We start from the raw sequence: 18,187 nt of genomic DNA, 5'->3' as shown, positions 1-18,187 counted from the left end.
GCTGGGAAGCTTTATGCAAATCCTTACAGCTCTTAGTATTCTTTGACAAATACATTTAAAGGATATATGTTAATAATAACAGAACCCACCACGCCTCTTAACAATGCGGACCAAGGTGTTATCTTTAGATAATGTGGGTCAAGGATATTTAAATAAAAGGCATGAACATATTTGACATATCAAATATGTTCATGCCTTTTGTTGACCAAAAGCACCTCACAAACCCGTATTTTACGGTAAATAAAAGGAATCCATTTTGAAAAAAGGATTTGATCAAAATGGATTCTTATTTAGTAGATTTAAGTTTTGTTTTTATAAAAAAGTTTGATCTTTTTGTGCTGCGTTCTTCCGCAATTGCGCCCGATTGCGGAAGATCGTTTTACTGTTTGTTGGCTGCACTTTTTTCCCGAAAAGCCCCCAGACTCTTACCCCACTTCCTTTTTTGAACGAAGGATCTGACTCCTTTGTCCTGTCACACTCTCCGCAACATTCGATTAATCTTCTCCTCATCAAACTCGCTATAACCCTGCTTCATTCCCCATTCCAGCATATGCTCGTAGTCTGGATGGTTTTTATCGCTGATGATAAGAAGAAATGCTTCGTAACCTGGTTCTCCTCCTACATCTTCTGGCGGAGCAGCTCCTTCTCCATCTAAACAGATAGGATAATTGAGATCGAAGTTTTCAATCACTCTTTCTAACTCGATAGTATGCTGCCAGCCATCTCCGAAGTCATAATTGTATACAATCTTAGCCGGAAGATATTCGGACAGCTTTATACCTGTATCCATTTTCATTGGTACATCACCTTGGTAATGAAAAGCTTCTTCGTTACACACTAGGTTTACAATCGGTCTATGTTGGTTGGTCGGGATGACTTTGCCATCCGCGTTACTTGGATAAATATAAAAATCATACAGATGGCTATTCTGCCAGTGAAATGCAATTTGTAAAATTCTATGCAATTTAGGAAAAGTAGTATTAGTTGGCACGACAATCTTCCGCCTAACTTCGTGTCTCTCAAGTATCAACTTTACCTTAAGTTCCACTGCTTCAGATTGAAAAATCGGTTGACCAGCCAACTCCTCCAAATGCTTATACTTTTCTTCTTTTGGATAAATGTAGTCATTCTTTCCTACTCCTACTAATAAGCCATTAATCCTTAAGCTCATCTCCACTTGATTGATGCTATCGTTATCGAGTAATTCCCCAAAGTGATAAACATTTTCACATACCTTGTTCATTCTGGCTACAAATGCTCTATCTTTTGTTTTGGAGAAGGTAATATGAGGAGAGTGTTGCAAAAACTGCTCGATCACTTCATCCTTGATACACTCCGCTTCGAATGTTTCCCGGATGGCCTGTACGATTAACTTACTTATAGTTTTCATATCCTTTGCTTTTAGGCCATGGAGGATGATTGCATATAAGTTTCGATCATTCACCAACACAACCGTCTTCTTCCGACCAACCTTTAATAAATTGGCATGCCAAGAAAACAAGGGATTTTCTTCTATCTCAGTAACCGGGGGTACCTCAAGTTCATCTAGTAGCTTTTTGGTACATTGAATTAGCATATGTATTAGCTCCTTCCATCAGCTCGGCTGTTCTTATTGGTAGCTTAGTTGGGCTTGTAAGTATGAACATATTTTAACACATACCTAATCCGGACCTGTTCTCATTTCCATTTCAAACTGCAACCATTGCATACTGGAAACAAGAGAATCGCCAGAATTCGGCTTTTTCATAAAATAGTTATTTATTTTTAATGAATTAGTAATGATTTATCGAAAAATACGTGACAAAAAAGTTCGTTACTTGACAATTTAGCCCAATTCAAAAAGGAGCACTTACTCAACAAGTGCGCCCGATTATGGAAGATCATTTAAGTTGTCTTATTGAAGATAAGCACCCGTTAGCGAAACAAGAGATGCCAATCATTTCTTGTTAATTTTCACCCAAGCTCAACAAAATTAAGAAGCAGTAACTTCTCCGGCGACTCAAATCCTCATACAAAGGAGAGGAATACAATTTCATACAATTATTTAATTATTTTTGTTCCTTTGTTATCCTTCTTTTAAAAAGTTCTACAATGTTAATTGGGATTTTGATCTTTTTAGCTATATTTAAACTTGTTTCTTAAGGATTGTTTTGTAACTCATTTCGAATGATTGAAAGTAACTCATTTTTAGTCACTACTTTCTTCCTCCCCTAGATAAAATTGCGATACTGACAGGAGAGTCTCCCGCTGGAAGCACCTTAATTACTTTATTCTTTTTCGTATCAATAACAGATATGGTATCATCATCGAAATTTGTAACAACGGCGATTTTTCCGTCAGGAGTTATGTCGATTTCGACGGGTTCTTCTCCTACTTGAATCTTCTTTGTGACTTTATTACCTAACCAATGCGCCACCCAAAGATGTTCCAACGGAATAAATGAAATATCCACGTCTATGATGTAGGAGGAACCACTTTTTGCAGCAACTTTATTCAACGGATTTTTTACTAAAAGATTCCCTTGTAACAAATACTATCTTTACACCATGACAAATAAGGGAGAAAAACCATGAAAGTATTCGGAGTATTTGTATTTATTCTTTTATTAGCCATTTCATTAAGTGTATTAATGGACATTCTCTTAGGCTTTAAGCTCTCTCATGCATTAGTGCATTTACTCAACCCGTTTTGGGTAATAGAACCTGGAGAATATGTAATGATAGCATTTCTTTTATTGATTACAATTGGTCAGCAAATCGCGATTATCATAAAAAATAACAAACAAAAGGGTTCTAGTTAGCTTTTCTTCTTAAAACGCTTGCGAATGATGGAAACAAACAACATGAACAACGGAATAATCATAAGAAAAGGAATGTGAAGATAATAGCCTGTAATAACCAAGCCTTCTTCCATATGTTCGGCAAAATCTGAGGCAATCACCGTTGACAAATAAATGAGAATAACCCCAACTGGTAAAACCATTTGTTGATGATTTTTTAACTTGAACAAGTCGACCATTCCGATTACCGCGGCATAAAAAAAGATGGCGATTTTAAAAAACATCGTAATCAGAAAGGTAAACACAACAATAGCATCGAGTCGTTGTAAAAACTCCATAAGATTGACCTTTCCGATGGTTGATAACAAAGGAAACGTTGATCTTTCCACTTCTTCCATACTAAGAACGGCGATATTTAGACTTGCTGTATAACTTAAGATAACCCCGCTTGAAATCAAGGCAGATAGCCACACTTTTTTTACTGATCCAGGTCGATTTAAATAGGGAAGCAGCATCGTAAAGACAATCATTTCTCCAAAAGGGAAAGAGATAATCAACGGAAAGGCTGCCTTTAAGATTGGTTTCCATCCGTTTTCAAGAAATGGCTGTAAATTATGAATATCGATATTGCCTGAAACAAAGACCAAAAAATTTCCTGCTACCCCAAACAAGAGTAAAATGACAATAAATACTTCTGCTGTTCTCCCTACAACTTCAATCCCTAGATAAAGTACATAACAAATGGCAAGAACCATTAAGATATTGATTGCCAATAACGGTGTTGCTGACATAGTCGATGAAAGCAGCAAATCACCGAACTCACGCAGATTTCGGGCAGCAATGTATAAAAAGTATAGAATGTATAACAAGCCAATGATCCACCCCAGATATTTACCAAATATTTTTCTAGCGTATCCGGTCAACGGCAGGTTGGGATATTGGCGAAATAAAGAGTAGTGAATGAAAAATAAGACAATTCCTCCACCCAATCCTAAAAGAATCGTAAGCCAGGCATCTTTTTTGGCACCTATTCCATAACTTATGACCAGTGAAGTCCCCAATTCAAACATAAACATCATGGCGAATAGTTGAATGCCACTAATTTTTGCCTTCTCCATCGGCTTAGAAGACCTCCCTTCGTTACTTGTCATGACTGGGTGCATTTATTTTTCTAATATGTTCTTGTCTGCATACATGTTTGGTAGATAAACGCTTGTACCTCTACTCTAGTCATTCATCATATCCTACTTCCTATTTTTAATCCTTTTAAGAACGGAGGGGTAGGTTATGGTGAAAAAATTTAAAACACTTGTACATATCATGATCACCATAAAAATAGCGCTACTAAACAAAATGGGTCTAGTTAGCTTTATGTTTGAAACGGTTGCGAATCATGGCAACAACCAGCATGAACAACGGCAAGATCACCATGATAAGCGGAAAAAAGTAATATTGTGCCGTTTTTTGCCCTTCTTCAATATGTTCCGCAAAATTTGAGGCAATCGCCATTGATAAAAAGATGAGAATAATCCCGGCTGGTAAAACAATTTGTTGATGATTTTTTAAATTGAACAAATCGACTATTCCGATTACTGCGCCATAAAAAAGAATGGATATTTTGAAAAACATATTAATCAAAAGAGTAAAGACAACAAGAGCATCAAGCCGTTGTAAAAACTCCATAAGATTGACCTTCCCTATTGTTGATAACAAAGGAAAAGTAGATCTCTCTACTTCTTCAACACTAAGAACGGCGATATTTAAACTTGTTGTATAACTTAAGATAAGACCGCTTGAAATTACGGCAGACAGCCAAACTTTTTTAGCTACTTCGGGCCGATTTAAATAAGGAAGCAGCATGGTGAAGACAATCATTTCTCCAAAAGGGAAAAAAGTAGTTAAAGGAAATGCTGTCGTTAGGATTGGTTTCCATCCATTTTCAAGAAACGGCTGCAAATTATGGATTTCGACATTACCTGAAAAATAGACTAAAAGATTTCCTGTGAAGCCTATAACGATCATAATAATAACAAATACTTCTGCTGTCCTGGCTACTACTTCAATCCCTAGATAAAGTACATAACAAATGGCAAGAACCAACAAGATATTAATCGCCAATAACGGTGTTTCTGTCAATGTTGATGAAAGTAGCAAATCACCGAAATCACGCAAATCTCGGGCCGCATCGTACAAAAGGAATACGACGTATAATAGACCAATTATCCACCCAACGTATTTGCCAAATATTTTCCTGGCATATCCAGTCAACGGCAGGTTCGGATATTGACGAAATAAAAAGTAGTAAATAAAAAATAAGACAATTCCACCACACAACCCTAAAAGAATCGCGAGCCAGGCATCTTTTTTAGCAGTTATTCCATAACTTACGACAAGCGCGCTTCCAAGTTCAAACAAAAACATCATGGCAAATAGTTGAAAGGCACTAACTTTTGCTTTCTCCATTGTCTGGAACCCCCCTTTCGTTTTGATTTTGCCCCCTTATTTTATATATGGTTTTGTTCGTAAGCCTGATCGTCGAATAAACGCGTGTACGTTTACGTTGACTTCTGTCTCAGGAAAGATTTCATCATCCCATTTTTTATTGATCTTCTTCCACAATTTTGGGTTCTCACGGTTGATATATTCGCTAAAACGAAAAATATCGGTTTTTTGTTTTTTGGCATCTTTTAAGGCCATCATTACTTCGTCTTTTATTTCCTTCTCCATCTGGTTTTCAAGTTTTTCAATGGTTTCATGTTTACCGAGATCGATTGGACAATGGACTTCTGAGATGTGGCCTTCTGATTGAACTGTGATCTGAATAACGGGTTTTTTGTTTTTTATTTCCGTTTTAATTTTTGTGTTGGAGCGCATAACGTCCACTGCAATCCCCTTTTTTTTCTTTTCACAATTAAGGTCTACAATGGTTTTTTTCAACTCATTATTAATCCATGTAGCACCACGGGCAGCATCTCCATCCAACCATTTTTTGAGTCTACCCTTTTTAAAAATAGCAAGTCCTCTTATTTCGATCGTTGTCTTTGGAGATATTTGTTGAACGTTTGTTAACTTGTTCCCTTCTTTTGGATCACCGGTAATCTGAACCCCCGTTAAATTTGCCCCTTCTCCTCCTAATTGTTGAATAACTTGATCGGCACGGGTACTTGCATACTCTCCCCAGATTTTTGTGGTGGATTCCAAGCCACCAATAATTTTAGCAGAAGGAACGTCCTCTAAAGGAGTCGTGATTTGGAGAAGAGTCTTTGCTGTATTATCTCTTACAATTAAAATGGGAAAAAGAGTACGAAATTTCGAATCACGTTCAATCCAATCAAACAAATCTTGAATCCCTTTTTTTCTCGCTAGCTCCTCTCCAATCACCATTAATTGGACATGAGGAAAAAAAAGTTCCTGGGGTGACTTTGGCGCAATTTTTCGGAGCGCCTCCGCAACAGTGCTTCCTGTAGCCGAATAGGTCGTAACAGGAGCCACTTGGGCTTTCCCTCCTTGCCCTGATGCACTAGCTATTTGTCCTTCATTTATAACTTGTACCGTAACGCGATATCTGTTTTCCAAATTATCGCCGCCTTCATCAATGCCAATAGCGTTTACTATGTCAAGATCTTGTAATTCGGCACGATCCCAACATCCTGACAGTAATACGGTAGATAAAATCATACAGAGAATGATGAATGGTTTAAGTTTCATTAGAATCCCTCTTCGACTCGTTATCCTTTATTTGACCTTCTCTTGGTGACGGGCCTAGATTCTGAGTATTCCCTGTCCTCTTTATTTTCGTTTGGTTAATCAATCGAGGACGTTTTGACAAAAACGGCTTTGGAAAGCGAATGATGGTATCTTTCCAATCAGCAAAAATGATGGGAGCAAAAGGAACCAAATAAGGAATACCAAAAGAGCGAATGCTACAAGTGTGTGCGACTAAAACAATGACTCCGAGTCCAATTCCGTAAAGCCCGAAAGAAGCTGCCAACATCATCATGACAAATCGAAGTATACGTGTCGCATCCGTCATCGCAGCATGGGGCATGGTAAAACTGGCGATTGCCGTCCCTGCCACCACAATCACCATTGAACTTGAAACAATTCCTGCCTCAACAGCTGCTTGTCCCAATACAAGTGCGCCAACGATGGAAACAGCCTGTCCAATCGGACGTGGCATCCGAACGCCGGCTTCCCGCAAAACTTCAAATGTAATTTCCATTAACAAAGCCTCTATAAATACCGGAAATGGAATTCCGTGCCGCTGTGCTGACAGACTAACTAATAAAGGCGTTGGAATCAATTCCGGGTGAAACGTAAGAAACGCAATAAAAAGGGACGGTCCAAGAAGGGTTATTAAGAATGAAACAACTCTTAGAAGTCTCAAAAAACTGGCAATTTGCCAACGCGTATAATAATCTTCAGCCGTTTGAAAAAACTGATTCCATGTCGCTGGTAAAATTAAAGGAATCGGTGTCCCATTAACAAAAATAGCGACACGTCCCTCCAGTAAATTTCCGGCTACCACATCTGGACGCTCTGTTGTAAATATGGTTGGCCAAGGTGTCCATATGTCATCGTTAATCCATTCTTCGATTGTATTGGAACCAGTAATTTCATCTACTTCTATTTTATCCAGCCGTTCTTTTACTTCGGTAAGAAGTTTGTCATTGACAATTCCTTTTACATACATAATGGCTACATCTGTTTGTGTGATCTTCCCTAGCTGCATGGTTTCAACCCATAGATTAGGGCTTTTAATTCTGCGGCGAACCATGGCTGTATTGGTAATAAGCGCCTCAACAAAGCTCTCTTTAGGACCTCGGACAGCAGGTTCTGTCGTAGGTTCTGTAATGGCTCTTAAATCTCCGCCTTCTGCCGCACAGCTAATGGCTTGATTCCAGCCATCAATCAAAAGAATGGATTGTCCAGATAAGATGGAAAGCAACATCTTGTTCCAGTCCGTTATGTCCTCAACTGTCCCAACTGTTAAGATATTCTCTTTAATGTATGTAAATAATTGGCTCGGTGATTGGGGATCAACACTTTCAGTATTGTTACCGTTACCCATTAGTCTTTCTATGATAGCACTGCCAATGATATCTTTATCTGCTAACCCATTTATATAAATAAGCGCAACTTTATGCAAGGAAGGTTTTCCCATTTTAAATTCACGGATACCTAGGTCACCGCTGTTCCCTAAAGCTTCCTTAATATTTTTAAGGTTTTCATCTAAGTGTTCACTAAGTTCCTGTTTGTTTGAGGTTATTTTTGTTTCCTCATACTGGAGTGTCTGCTTTCTTTTTTTCCGCTTTTTTATTAACCGATTCCATGCACTGTTCATTTTCTTATACACTCCAAGTTTATAGTGTTACCGAAAGAAGTGTTCGTTGTGTTCCCTAGTTATTTAGCCTATCTATTTTCCAGTTTTTTATACGTTTAAGATATCCTTGCATACTTAAGGGATTTCTAATATGGTCTCTCATTCCTCGAATCGATTCCATACCCCTTTATTCAGTTGTTTATTAGTGTTAAATGGTTATGAATGGTTTGTTCTTTTATCCACTGTTTTACCCTAACCATTCGAAAGTCGAAGGCTATTTTCAATAATTCAGTCAGTCGATATTGGAAGAAATTCTTATCTCAAAGTTAGGGGTGTTCTTGTAACCGTCCTTGAATCTGTATATTGTTCTGTGCATTGATGAGGTCGCCTTACTTCAAAATGAAATTCGTTAAATAAGGATTTAACGCAAAGTTAATTAAAGTAAAAGGAAAGTGAAAGTTAAAACATAACTTTGCATTGCTCGTTATATATATAAAGAACATTTGATCCTTTGTGCTGACCCTTGCATAGCCAAATTTCATATAATCTCCATCCTATACTTTGAACAAGTCTGTTTGAACATATTGATAGCTTGATATCATCGCTTTTTCATTTGTTCATGCAGTGTGTACTTAAATTGAACACCTATACGAGAAGAGGACCAACAAAACTTAAGTTTGCTGGTCCTCTTCTCACTTTTTTATAGTTACCATAACTCACTTGTGTAAATTTTATATTTATTTTGCACATCCAATCATTTATAGTACGTACTATTCTGAATTTCTTAGTAATAAAGAACTTTTCATTGTTCTATAATCACGTTCTATAATTGAAGATTGTACAACAATAATTTAGCTTAATAAGAACCCAAAAAGTTATAAGAATCAAGCTCCAGTAGTTGGGGGAAGTAACAGTGAAGCTGTCACCACCCGCAATAAGGGTGTTTAAGAATTATAAATGTAAAGTGTTCTCCTTTACCGATTGCTTTTCTTCTATTTTCCTCTTACCTTTTGAATTACGTTCTTTCACTTTCTCCTCCCAAAAATCAGCACCTTTAATGCCGAGTTTAACAGGGTCGAAGACTGGTTCAATGCCTGCTTTCTTCTGTTTTTCATAATCTTTAAATACTTTTAAGGCTGTTTTAGTTAGCATTAAAATAGCCACTAAGTTTAGCCAAGCCATGCTTCCGAAGCCAAAGTCACCAAGTCCCCATAATAGGGATGCGTTTTCGACACTTCCAATGTAGATCATTCCTAAGAAAAGAATCATTAAGCCTACTTTAAACCCTTTTAAATTTCTATTTCTTCCAAGGTAAAAGAGGGTTGTTTCAGAAATATAGTAGTAAGCCATTAGCGTTGTAAAGGCAAAGAAGAAGATCGCTATCGCAACAAACAAACCACCAAATCCAGGGATAACGCTTTCAACAGCCGCCTGTGTCCACATTGGTCCAGCTTCAACACCTGGGATGTTGTCAACAATCGGCTGCTGTCCTTCTGGAGTAACGCTGTACATGCCGGTGATTAGAATCATAAGTGCCGTAGCTGTACAGACAATGATCGTATCAATATAAACAGAGAATGCTTGAACAAGACCTTGTTTTGCCGGATGGGATACAGCAGCAGCAGCTGAACTATAGGTTCCTTCCCCTACACCAGCAACGTTGGAAAATACTGCTCTCTTAACACCCCATGCAATCGCTGCACCGATCATACCGCCAAACATTTCATTTGCCCCAAATGCACTTGAAATAATTAACCCAAACATTGCTGGAATTTCTGATGCATTGGAAACTAAAAGAACGAAAGTGATAATCACATACCCTAAAGCCATAAAAGGTACAACTTTATCCGCAACAGAAGCGATTCGCTTCACACCGCCAAAAATAATGATGCCAAGTAATACAACAAGAACGATACCCGTGATGCTTTTATTGAGTCCAATTGTGTTTTCGAATCCAACAGCAATCGTGTTAGCCTGAATACCTGGAACTAAAATTCCGTAACACAGTGTAACAACAATCGCAACCAACACCCCGAACCACTTCATATTTAAACCTTTTTCAATAAAATAAGGAGTTCCGCCTCGGTATTGATTACCATCTTTTACTTTATAGACCTGTGCAAGAGTCGATTCAACAAAAGCACTTGCTCCTCCTAATAAAGCCATGATCCACATCCAGAAAACCGCTCCTGGACCTCCAAATGCAATCGCAGTAGCAACCCCAGCGATATTTCCAATACCGACCCGGCCAGCTAAAGCCATACAAAACGCCTGGAAAGAGGACACACCAGATTCTGGCTCACCCTTTTCAAAAAGAAGCCTAATCATTTCCTTAAAATATCTAATTTGCACAAAACGTGTCATAATGGAAAAGAACAATCCAGCACCAAGAGCAAACACTACTAGCCCGAGACTCCAAACCATACCCGACGCTTTATTAACTAATTCTTCCATCCTATACCTCCTCCACAAACTTAAAGTTGATAATTCTACACTTTCCAACTATTTAATATAGTTGTAATTTTCAGGTAAATACAGACTGTGCAATAGGACATGGGACAGACTAGCTGTCCCGTTCCCATCCGATAGTACACGTGACCCGTCCCATTGTTCCTTAGATTAACTCGTCCTGCTTGATGTTAACAAATACACTTTTCACTTCTGTATAGTTCTGTAAACCATACTCTCCACCCATTTCGCGGCCGATTCCTGATTGTTTATAGCCACCGAAAGGCATTGTTTCCCATTCAAGACCAAAATCATTAATCCAAACTGTACCTGATTGCAGCTTGCTGGCAATGTAATGACCTTTTTTCATACTTTCTGTCCAAATACTTGCGGCTAAGCCATAGTCACTATCGTTTGCTCGTTTAATGACCTCTTCAACCGTATCGAAAACGAAAATGGACATGACTGGACCAAAGATTTCTTCACGAGCAATCACCATATGATCCTCTACATCAGCGAAAATGGTTGGCTGTACAAAATATCCTTTTTCAAATCCTTTTTCCCCACCGGCTACAAGGCGCGCTCCTTCTTTTTTCCCTTGTTCAATATAATTAAGTACAGTTTGATGCTGTTTAGCTGAAACAAGTGGGCCCATTTCCGTTTCAAGGTTCATTCCGTCACCTAGCTTCAGTGCTTTCGCCCGCTCAGCTAAAGCTTCTACGACACGGTCATAAATGTTTCGCTGTACAAATACACGTGTACAAGCACTACAGTTTTGCCCATGATTGTACATCGTTCCGTTAAAGGCCCCTTCAATTGCTTCTTCAAGATTGGCATCTTCTAAAATAATGGCTGGTGATTTTCCGCCAAGCTCTAGCGTAACGCCTTTAATTTGATCTGCAGCTTTTTTCATAACTTCTTTTCCGACAGCTGTTGATCCAGTAAATGCGACTTTATCAACATTTTTATGAGTGATGATCGATTCTCCCGCAATTCTTCCTGTTCCTGGCACAATATTCACAACACCGTCTGGAAAACCAGCTTCTTTAAACAACTTTCCTACGTATAGAAGAGATAGTGGTGTTTCAGTTGCTGGCTTAATAACAGCCGTACATCCAACGGCAAGTGCAGATCCGAGCTTCCAGGCAGCCATGGCAAGCGGGAAGTTCCATGGAATAATTTGGCCTACAACCCCAACAGGCTCGTGTACAGTATAGGTTACATAATCCTTTGAAATTTGAGTTGTCATACCAAATATTTTCGTGGCCCAGCCGGCATAATATCTAAAATGCTGGATGGTTCCATCGATATCATCTGCGAGAGCGACCTTGTAGGGCTTTCCATTATCCAATGATTCTAGCTGTGCAAGTTCCTCTCGATTTTCTTCTAAGAGGTCCGCAAATTTATAGATTAGATGAGAGCGTTCTGCGGCATCCATTTTTGTCCATTCGCCTTCATCAAATGCCTTTCTTGCAGCAGCTACCGCAACGTTAATATCTTCCTCTTGTGCTTCACTTACTTCCGCAATGATCTCTTCATTTGCAGGATTAACAACGGAAAACGTTTTACCACTAATCGCCGGTACATATTCACCGTTGATATATAATCCTTTCACCCCTTCCAAGAATTCCTGAACTTTCGGTTTCAAATTGTAGTTTGTCGCTTGCATTTTCTCTCTCCTTCACTGTTTTAGTTATTTACTGTTTCTAAATTGGCAAGTAGGTCTTTTAGCTTTTGATCTTCCTCAGGTGATAGACCTAAACGAGGGTAACGCGCAGGACCTCCAGCCTGTCCATTTAATTCCATGGCTCTCTTCACAATTTGCACATACTTTCCAGATCCTTCAAGGAACGCACAAAGTGGTAAAATACGATCATTGATTGCCCATGCTTCTTCCAACTCACCGTTTTGGAAATGGTTATACATGTCTGTAACAAGCTTAGGCACGATATTTCCTGCAACAGAAATCCATCCAGTTGCTCCAACTAAGTAAGACTCCATAACAAGCTCTTCAGCGCCGCAGAAAACTTCAAAGTCTCCCTTACCTTTTCTTGCGAGATCTCTTACCTTGCCAATTTCACCGCTTGATTCCTTAATGTGAGTCACATTTTCACAATCCTTACCAATCTGAAGCATTAAATCTGTGCTCATATTAACGCCAGAAGTAAATGGGTTGTTATAAAGCATGATTGGTAGATTAACAGCACTAGATACTTCTTTGAAATGATGGTAGATTTCATTTTCCTTCGGCTTCATGTAATAAGGGTTAATGATTAGAGCACAATCAGCCCCATGTGCTTCAGCCTGCTTTGTATACTCAATTGTTTCTTTTGTTGTTTCAGCAGAAGTACCAACAATAACAGGGATGCGGCCGTTTACCTCCTTCATAACAGTTTCTACCATTTGGAATTTTTCTTCTTTTGATAGACTGACAAATTCACCTGTACTCCCATTGATGACGATACCTGCCACACCTTGATCCATGAAGTAATTAACATTATTCTTTACTCCGCCCCAATCGATTTCTTGCTCCTGTGTCATTGGTGTAATTAATACCGGATAAGCTCCTCTAATTGTAGTCATTTTTATTTTCCTCCTGTATATTTAATAGTTTTTTATTTTAATAAAAACCCTGCGGATAATGGATCTGTCGGGTCTAATACATATGTCTGCATACCTGTAATAAATCCGCGGGCTGAAAAACTAAACTCGTAACCGGTTTCAATTTGTGCTGAAAGTTCTGCTGTCAGTTTGCCATTAAAAATGCTTTCATTTTCAATTCGGCTATCTGCAGATATATCGCCATTTCCTAATAAATAGGCGTTGCAGGCAGCTAGAGTGCCAAATCCTGGAGAACGCACAATATAACGATCCGGACGGAATGTTACCGTTTTGATTTTTCCTTCACTTTTTTGCGAATGATCCAGCAAGATCACTCGGCTGACAGCATATTTGCCTTCTAAGGCCTCAATCGCCTTTTGTCCCCATTGGTTAATGTCAGGAAGGTTCTCCATCTCAATCTCAAAAGGTAGTTCTGCCTTATCAAATATCGCATAAAGCTGATCGGCTTGAACTAGAGCAACTTCTGTCTGTAAATCTAAATAAGACACTGCCACACGAGTTTGTACAACCTGGCATGGTTCGCTTTTTAACTTAACTAATTTCACTTCATCGTCTTTCATAACAGCAGTAACAGTAACAATACCGTTGACTGTTTCAACGCTGTATTCATTGGAAGGATTTGCCTTTAATTGACCACACTCTAGCAATACGGTTATGACAGCGACAATTCCACCATATTGAATTGGAAGAGTTCCGTTATGATCGAAAAAGATAACAGCTACATCGGCACCGCTTTTAATAGGTGGAACGACCAAACAGCCATTCAGTCCAGCAAATCCGCGGGGCTCATTTAAAAGAAGTTTAATCTGTTCCTCATAGGCAAGTGGAAATTGATCATTCAGCTCCTGTAAACTTTGATAATAAATAAATGGAGCATTCCTAATAATACGGTATGCCTCTCCTGCTACGTGTACATCGGTTGCTATGTAAGCACTTTGAATTTTCATTTCACATCCTCCATTTCATGTTCCATTGGGGGAATGAGTAAAAAGCCTTCTTTAAGCGGATCTTCCTCGTTATAAAAGAACCGGTGCATTCCCATTAGCCATGCAGAACCAGTGATTCTTGTAATAACAGCTTCCACGCCCTGTACATCTGTGGTTTCAAGGACTCGTCCACGGAATAAAGAGCCGACAATACTCTCATGCACAAATTCCTCATCGATACCTATCTCCTTTTTGGAATAGAGGACAGATAATTTGGCCGATGTACCTGTACCGCATGGTGAACGATCAATCCCACCTGGAGGGACGATGACCGTGTTTTTCACATCTGCTTCTTTATGGGTTGAATCAGTGAAAAATTCAATATGGGTCAACCCGCGAATAAATGGGTACTGTGGATGAACGACATCCGTTTTTTCGTTAATGGTATTTCTAATTTTGATACCTATTTCAATGATTTTTGATGCATTCTCCGGTATCAGCTCTAATCCAACAGATTTTGCGTCAATAATTCCATAGAAATTGCCACCATAAGCAATGTCTGCATCAATAATTCCAATTCCCTCAACATCAACAGATACACTCTTTAACAGGAATGCAGGGACATTACAGAAGGAAACCTCTTTTGCTTTTCCGTCCTCTACCTTAATCTCTACCTCAACAAGTCCTGCTGGTGTATCAAGTTTGATTGAAGTAACTGGCTCTTGAACAGGGATTAGCCCTGCTTCAATTAATGCTGTACAAACACCTATTGTGTCATGTCCGCACATTGGCAAATAACCGCCAGTTTCGATATATATAACACCAATATCTGCTTCTGGGTGACACGGATCTGTCAACAGTGCACCTGACATCACATCATGTCCTCTTGGTTCATTCATCAGCAGCTTACGAATCCAGTCATACTCTTTTTGCATATGAAGCATTTTTTCGGACATTGTTGCTCCCTTTAACTCTGGGAGTCCACTAATCAATGTTCTTGTCGGATTTCCGCCCGTGTGTGTATCAATGGTTGTAAAAACTCGATTTGCCTTCATCAGCTCAACACCCTTTCCTTAAATCGAGAAAATCTCAGCGGTTCAATTGGGATGCAAGTGTCCTTTTCATTAATCATTTCCTCTATCACTTTTCCAGTAACAGCGGCAAGACTTATTCCATCTCCCTCATGACCAGCTGCAATATAATAGTTTGGAATTCCCTCAACTTCTGACACAATTGGTAAGTGGTCTTCTGTCCAAGGCCTTAACCCCGCATAGGAACGTATGACCATCATGTCAGCCATTTTTGGATAAAATCTAATTGCGCGATTAGCAATACATTTAATAATTTCATTGTTGACCTTTGTATTAAATCCAACAAATTCGCGACTGCTTCCAATCAGGAAATTTTGACTTTCAGTTGGTTCGAAAACAAGGGCTACACCGTATTTTTCAGTAATCGGATCAACCTGGCGCTTGCCGCCAAATTTGGATATTAAGTAGCCAAATTCCATAACTTTTCTTGGACCTACAAATTCCTGGCGTGATGCGACAATGATATGGCCTTTTCTTGGTTTAATTGGAATGGACAAGTCCAGCATCTCGCCAATATATGGAGCCCATACACCTGCAGCATTAATGACATGATTTGCAGTGAAAGTCCCATTAGTTGTTTCAACTGTAAAAGTGCCGTCCGTCTTCCTTTTCATTCCAGTCACTTCAGTTTGTTTATGCGCTTTAGCTCCCATCTTTTTTGCACCCTCAAGAAGGTTAAAAGCAAGAAGATATGGATTAACTGTTGAATCTGTCGCACATTCTAAGCCGCCTAATAAATCATCAGCAAAATACTTGGAATCTTGGCGGATATCCTGACGATCCAACATCCTGAACGGCAAACCAGCCTCCTTCTGACGGTCAACCCATTTTTGTGCGGCTTCCATTTCTTCTTCTGTCTCACAGACAAGTATGCTTCCAGGTGCGCGATAATCAAAAGGCTGTTTCAATTCTTTGCTTAATTCATCTACTAATCTCTGGCTGACAAGTGACATTTGACTGTCAAATCCAGGATCTTTATCAATAGCTAAAATATTTCCATCACAGCGGGATGAAGTACCGCTGACAAATTCACCTTTTTCAATAACTGTTACATCTCTTCCAGATTTAGAAGTATAATAGGCAATTGCGCAGCCAATGATTCCCCCACCTATAATCAAAACATCACAATGATGTCTCACAAAACCAACCTCCCTTCATCTCGTTACATACTTTTATTAATGCAAGTAGCGTGCCAACTTTTATAACATGCGTAAAACAACAAATTTCAAACTAATTTTACAATTATTCCAAATATTCTTTTACATTCGTTTACAATTGTCAAAATTTTTGATAAATTAGTGTATAAAATATTAAACAGTGTAAATTTTTTTTTACACATCAGGAGGCTGTCATGTTTGAATTACCGTCAGTCAAAGAAATAATTGAAAATAATTTTATCTGTCTAAACCAAGTAGATAATGAAAACGCTTTACCAAAGGTTTATTTGCATGATTCCTTTGCCGTATTAGCTGATTCTTTTAAGCGCTATCCAGTCGTTGCCATCACAGATTCAAACGGTCAAACGCTTGGCTGTATCACAAATGAACAAATCATTAATTTTTTACACGATTCCTACAATCAATTAAAGGTTTTCTATGAAACTGTCATTGAAACGTCGGACGCTTCAGTCACGGTGATTGATGCTGATGAACGTGTCCGCACATGGACAAAAGGAGCTGAAAAAATTTTCTCCGTTAACAAAGATGAGATTATAGGCAAACCAATAATAGAATTCTTTGAACATCAAAATCTAGAAATCTTGGAATCATTACACAAAGGAAAAAGAATTCGGGGAAAGCATCACCAAGCAAGATCTGATCTATTTGTTCTTATAAATGCCAACCCTGTTTACTTTAATGAAAGTATTATCGGGGCAGTTGTATCGGAAACCAATGTGACAAACCAAGTTGTTCTTAATGAAAAACTATTTAATATGTCGACAGAAGTTCACCGTTTAGAACAGGAGGTAGCAAAATACAGACCTTCAGATCCCTTTAATGCCATTAAAGGGAAAAGCGCTGTAATGGAAAAAACGGTGCAAATGGCGAAAAAGGTATGCACTGTCCGATCAACTGTATTGATCTTAGGAGAAAGCGGGGTCGGTAAGGAGGTCTTTTCCAAAGCCATTCATGAGGCAACCGAAGAGCCTGACGCACCATTTATTTCAATCAACTGTGGAGCCATTCCTGAATCATTATTTGAAAGCGAATTATTCGGCTATGAGCGAGGTGCCTTCTCCGGTGCAGATCATAGAGGAAAAAAAGGAAAAATTGAACTCGCTAAAGGCGGTACTCTTTTTCTTGATGAAATTGGCGAAATGCCTTTAGAAATGCAGGTCAAGATGCTTCGGGTGCTTCAGGAAAGAAAGTATTACAAGGTTGGCGGCGAAAAAGAAATTGAAGCTGATTTCCGGGTAATTGCCGCAACAAATAGGGATTTAAAAGAATTAATAAAAGAAGGCCAATTTCGTGAGGATTTATATTATCGGCTGAATGTCGTCAGTATAAAAATTCCTCCATTAAGAGAGCGCCGAGAAGATATCGTTGAACTGATTTATTATTTTTTAAAGGATTTTTCACCGCGCTATCAGCGACCGATCCATAACTTCCCACAGGAAGTTATGCAAGAGATGCTTCAATATAATTGGCCAGGCAATGTCCGAGAGCTTCGTAATGTCATTGAACGCCTTGTTGTTTTTACGACAGATGGCGTCATTCGAAAAGAATACTTGCCATTTCATTCAGAAATGAGCTATCCAGATGTATCTAATACGGACCTACAGGAAAACAACATGGAAATGGACACAGTCATTTTGCCGCTTCAGGAAGAAATGGATCAGCATGAGAAGAAAGTGTTCGAAAAAGCATTGGCATTAACCCATGGCAACAAATTAGAATGCTCAAAAAAGCTGGGAATCACCCGAGCGACCCTTTACAATCGTCTAAAACGCCTTGGCTTAGCCTAATTTAAAATTACAATCTTCAAAGTTGGTACGATT

14 protein-coding genes are annotated in these 18,187 nt (G+C 38.9%); 2 read left to right on the top strand and 12 right to left on the bottom strand.

Annotated features, from left to right (window positions below; all coding sequences use genetic code 11):
• Positions 1 to 472 precede the first annotated feature (472 nt).
• Positions 473 to 1,576 carry a plasmid pRiA4b ORF-3 family protein gene (locus J7E67_RS16945; protein WP_214732437.1) on the bottom strand — a complete coding sequence of 368 codons (1,104 nt, stop codon included), beginning with the start codon at positions 1,574 to 1,576 and terminating at the stop codon, positions 473 to 475.
• A gap of 618 nt (positions 1,577 to 2,194) precedes the next feature.
• Positions 2,195 to 2,530 carry a YncE family protein gene (locus tag J7E67_RS16940; RefSeq protein ID WP_214732436.1) on the bottom strand — a complete coding sequence of 112 codons (336 nt, stop codon included), beginning with the start codon at positions 2,528 to 2,530 and terminating at the stop codon, positions 2,195 to 2,197.
• A 39-nt stretch (positions 2,531 to 2,569) separates the two neighbouring features.
• Here J7E67_RS16940 and J7E67_RS16935 point away from each other — a divergent pair, with 39 nt between their 5' ends.
• Positions 2,570 to 2,800: a YczF family membrane protein gene (locus J7E67_RS16935; protein ID WP_214732435.1), complete on the top strand. Its 231-nt coding sequence runs from the start codon at positions 2,570 to 2,572 to the stop codon at positions 2,798 to 2,800.
• On the opposite strand, the gene J7E67_RS16930 is transcribed toward J7E67_RS16935, so the two are convergent.
• From J7E67_RS16930 to J7E67_RS16885, 10 genes are all read right to left on the bottom strand, one after another.
• Entirely contained in the window at positions 2,797 to 3,897 is a 1,101-nt protein-coding gene (locus J7E67_RS16930) for a GerAB/ArcD/ProY family transporter (RefSeq protein WP_214732434.1), read from the bottom strand. The two genes, J7E67_RS16935 and J7E67_RS16930, sit on opposite strands and share 4 nt — an antisense overlap.
• Positions 3,898 to 4,138: 241 nt before the next feature.
• Complete coding sequence (locus J7E67_RS16925) at positions 4,139 to 5,242, bottom strand: GerAB/ArcD/ProY family transporter (protein ID WP_214732433.1); 1,104 nt, start codon at positions 5,240 to 5,242, stop codon at positions 4,139 to 4,141.
• 36 nt (positions 5,243 to 5,278) lie between these two features.
• Positions 5,279 to 6,487, bottom strand: coding sequence for a Ger(x)C family spore germination protein (locus J7E67_RS16920; RefSeq protein WP_214732432.1), 1,209 nt, complete (start codon positions 6,485 to 6,487; stop codon positions 5,279 to 5,281).
• Positions 6,477 to 8,123, bottom strand: coding sequence for a spore germination protein (locus tag J7E67_RS16915; protein ID WP_214732431.1), 1,647 nt, complete (start codon positions 8,121 to 8,123; stop codon positions 6,477 to 6,479). The genes J7E67_RS16920 and J7E67_RS16915 overlap by 11 nt, the downstream gene beginning before the upstream one ends.
• 930 nt (positions 8,124 to 9,053) lie before the next feature.
• Positions 9,054 to 10,556, bottom strand: a complete 1,503-nt coding sequence (locus J7E67_RS16910) for an alanine/glycine:cation symporter family protein (protein ID WP_214732430.1) — start codon at positions 10,554 to 10,556, stop codon at positions 9,054 to 9,056.
• 160 nt (positions 10,557 to 10,716) lie between these two features.
• Positions 10,717 to 12,219 carry an aldehyde dehydrogenase family protein gene (locus J7E67_RS16905; protein WP_214732429.1) on the bottom strand — a complete coding sequence of 501 codons (1,503 nt, stop codon included), beginning with the start codon at positions 12,217 to 12,219 and terminating at the stop codon, positions 10,717 to 10,719.
• A gap of 20 nt (positions 12,220 to 12,239) precedes the next feature.
• Positions 12,240 to 13,133 carry a 4-hydroxy-tetrahydrodipicolinate synthase gene (gene dapA / locus J7E67_RS16900; protein ID WP_214732428.1) on the bottom strand — a complete coding sequence of 298 codons (894 nt, stop codon included), beginning with the start codon at positions 13,131 to 13,133 and terminating at the stop codon, positions 12,240 to 12,242.
• 32 nt (positions 13,134 to 13,165) lie between these two features.
• A complete protein-coding gene (locus tag J7E67_RS16895; protein ID WP_214732427.1) occupies positions 13,166 to 14,119 on the bottom strand; it encodes a proline racemase family protein in 954 nt (317 codons plus the stop codon).
• Positions 14,116 to 15,153 carry a proline racemase family protein gene (locus J7E67_RS16890; protein ID WP_214732426.1) on the bottom strand — a complete coding sequence of 346 codons (1,038 nt, stop codon included), beginning with the start codon at positions 15,151 to 15,153 and terminating at the stop codon, positions 14,116 to 14,118. Before J7E67_RS16890 ends, J7E67_RS16895 begins: the two co-directional genes overlap by 4 nt.
• Positions 15,153 to 16,328: an NAD(P)/FAD-dependent oxidoreductase gene (locus tag J7E67_RS16885; protein ID WP_214732425.1), complete on the bottom strand. Its 1,176-nt coding sequence runs from the start codon at positions 16,326 to 16,328 to the stop codon at positions 15,153 to 15,155. The genes J7E67_RS16890 and J7E67_RS16885 overlap by 1 nt, the downstream gene beginning before the upstream one ends.
• Before the next feature lie 212 nt (positions 16,329 to 16,540).
• Here J7E67_RS16885 and J7E67_RS16880 point away from each other — a divergent pair, with 212 nt between their 5' ends.
• Complete coding sequence (locus J7E67_RS16880; protein ID WP_214732424.1) at positions 16,541 to 18,154, top strand: sigma-54 interaction domain-containing protein; 1,614 nt, start codon at positions 16,541 to 16,543, stop codon at positions 18,152 to 18,154.
• Positions 18,155 to 18,187 lie beyond the last annotated feature (33 nt).

The organism is Bacillus sp. ISL-46, assembly GCF_018613205.1.
The sequence above is the reverse complement of the archived record's forward strand: the minus strand, read 5'-3'. Positions and strand labels throughout refer to the sequence as shown.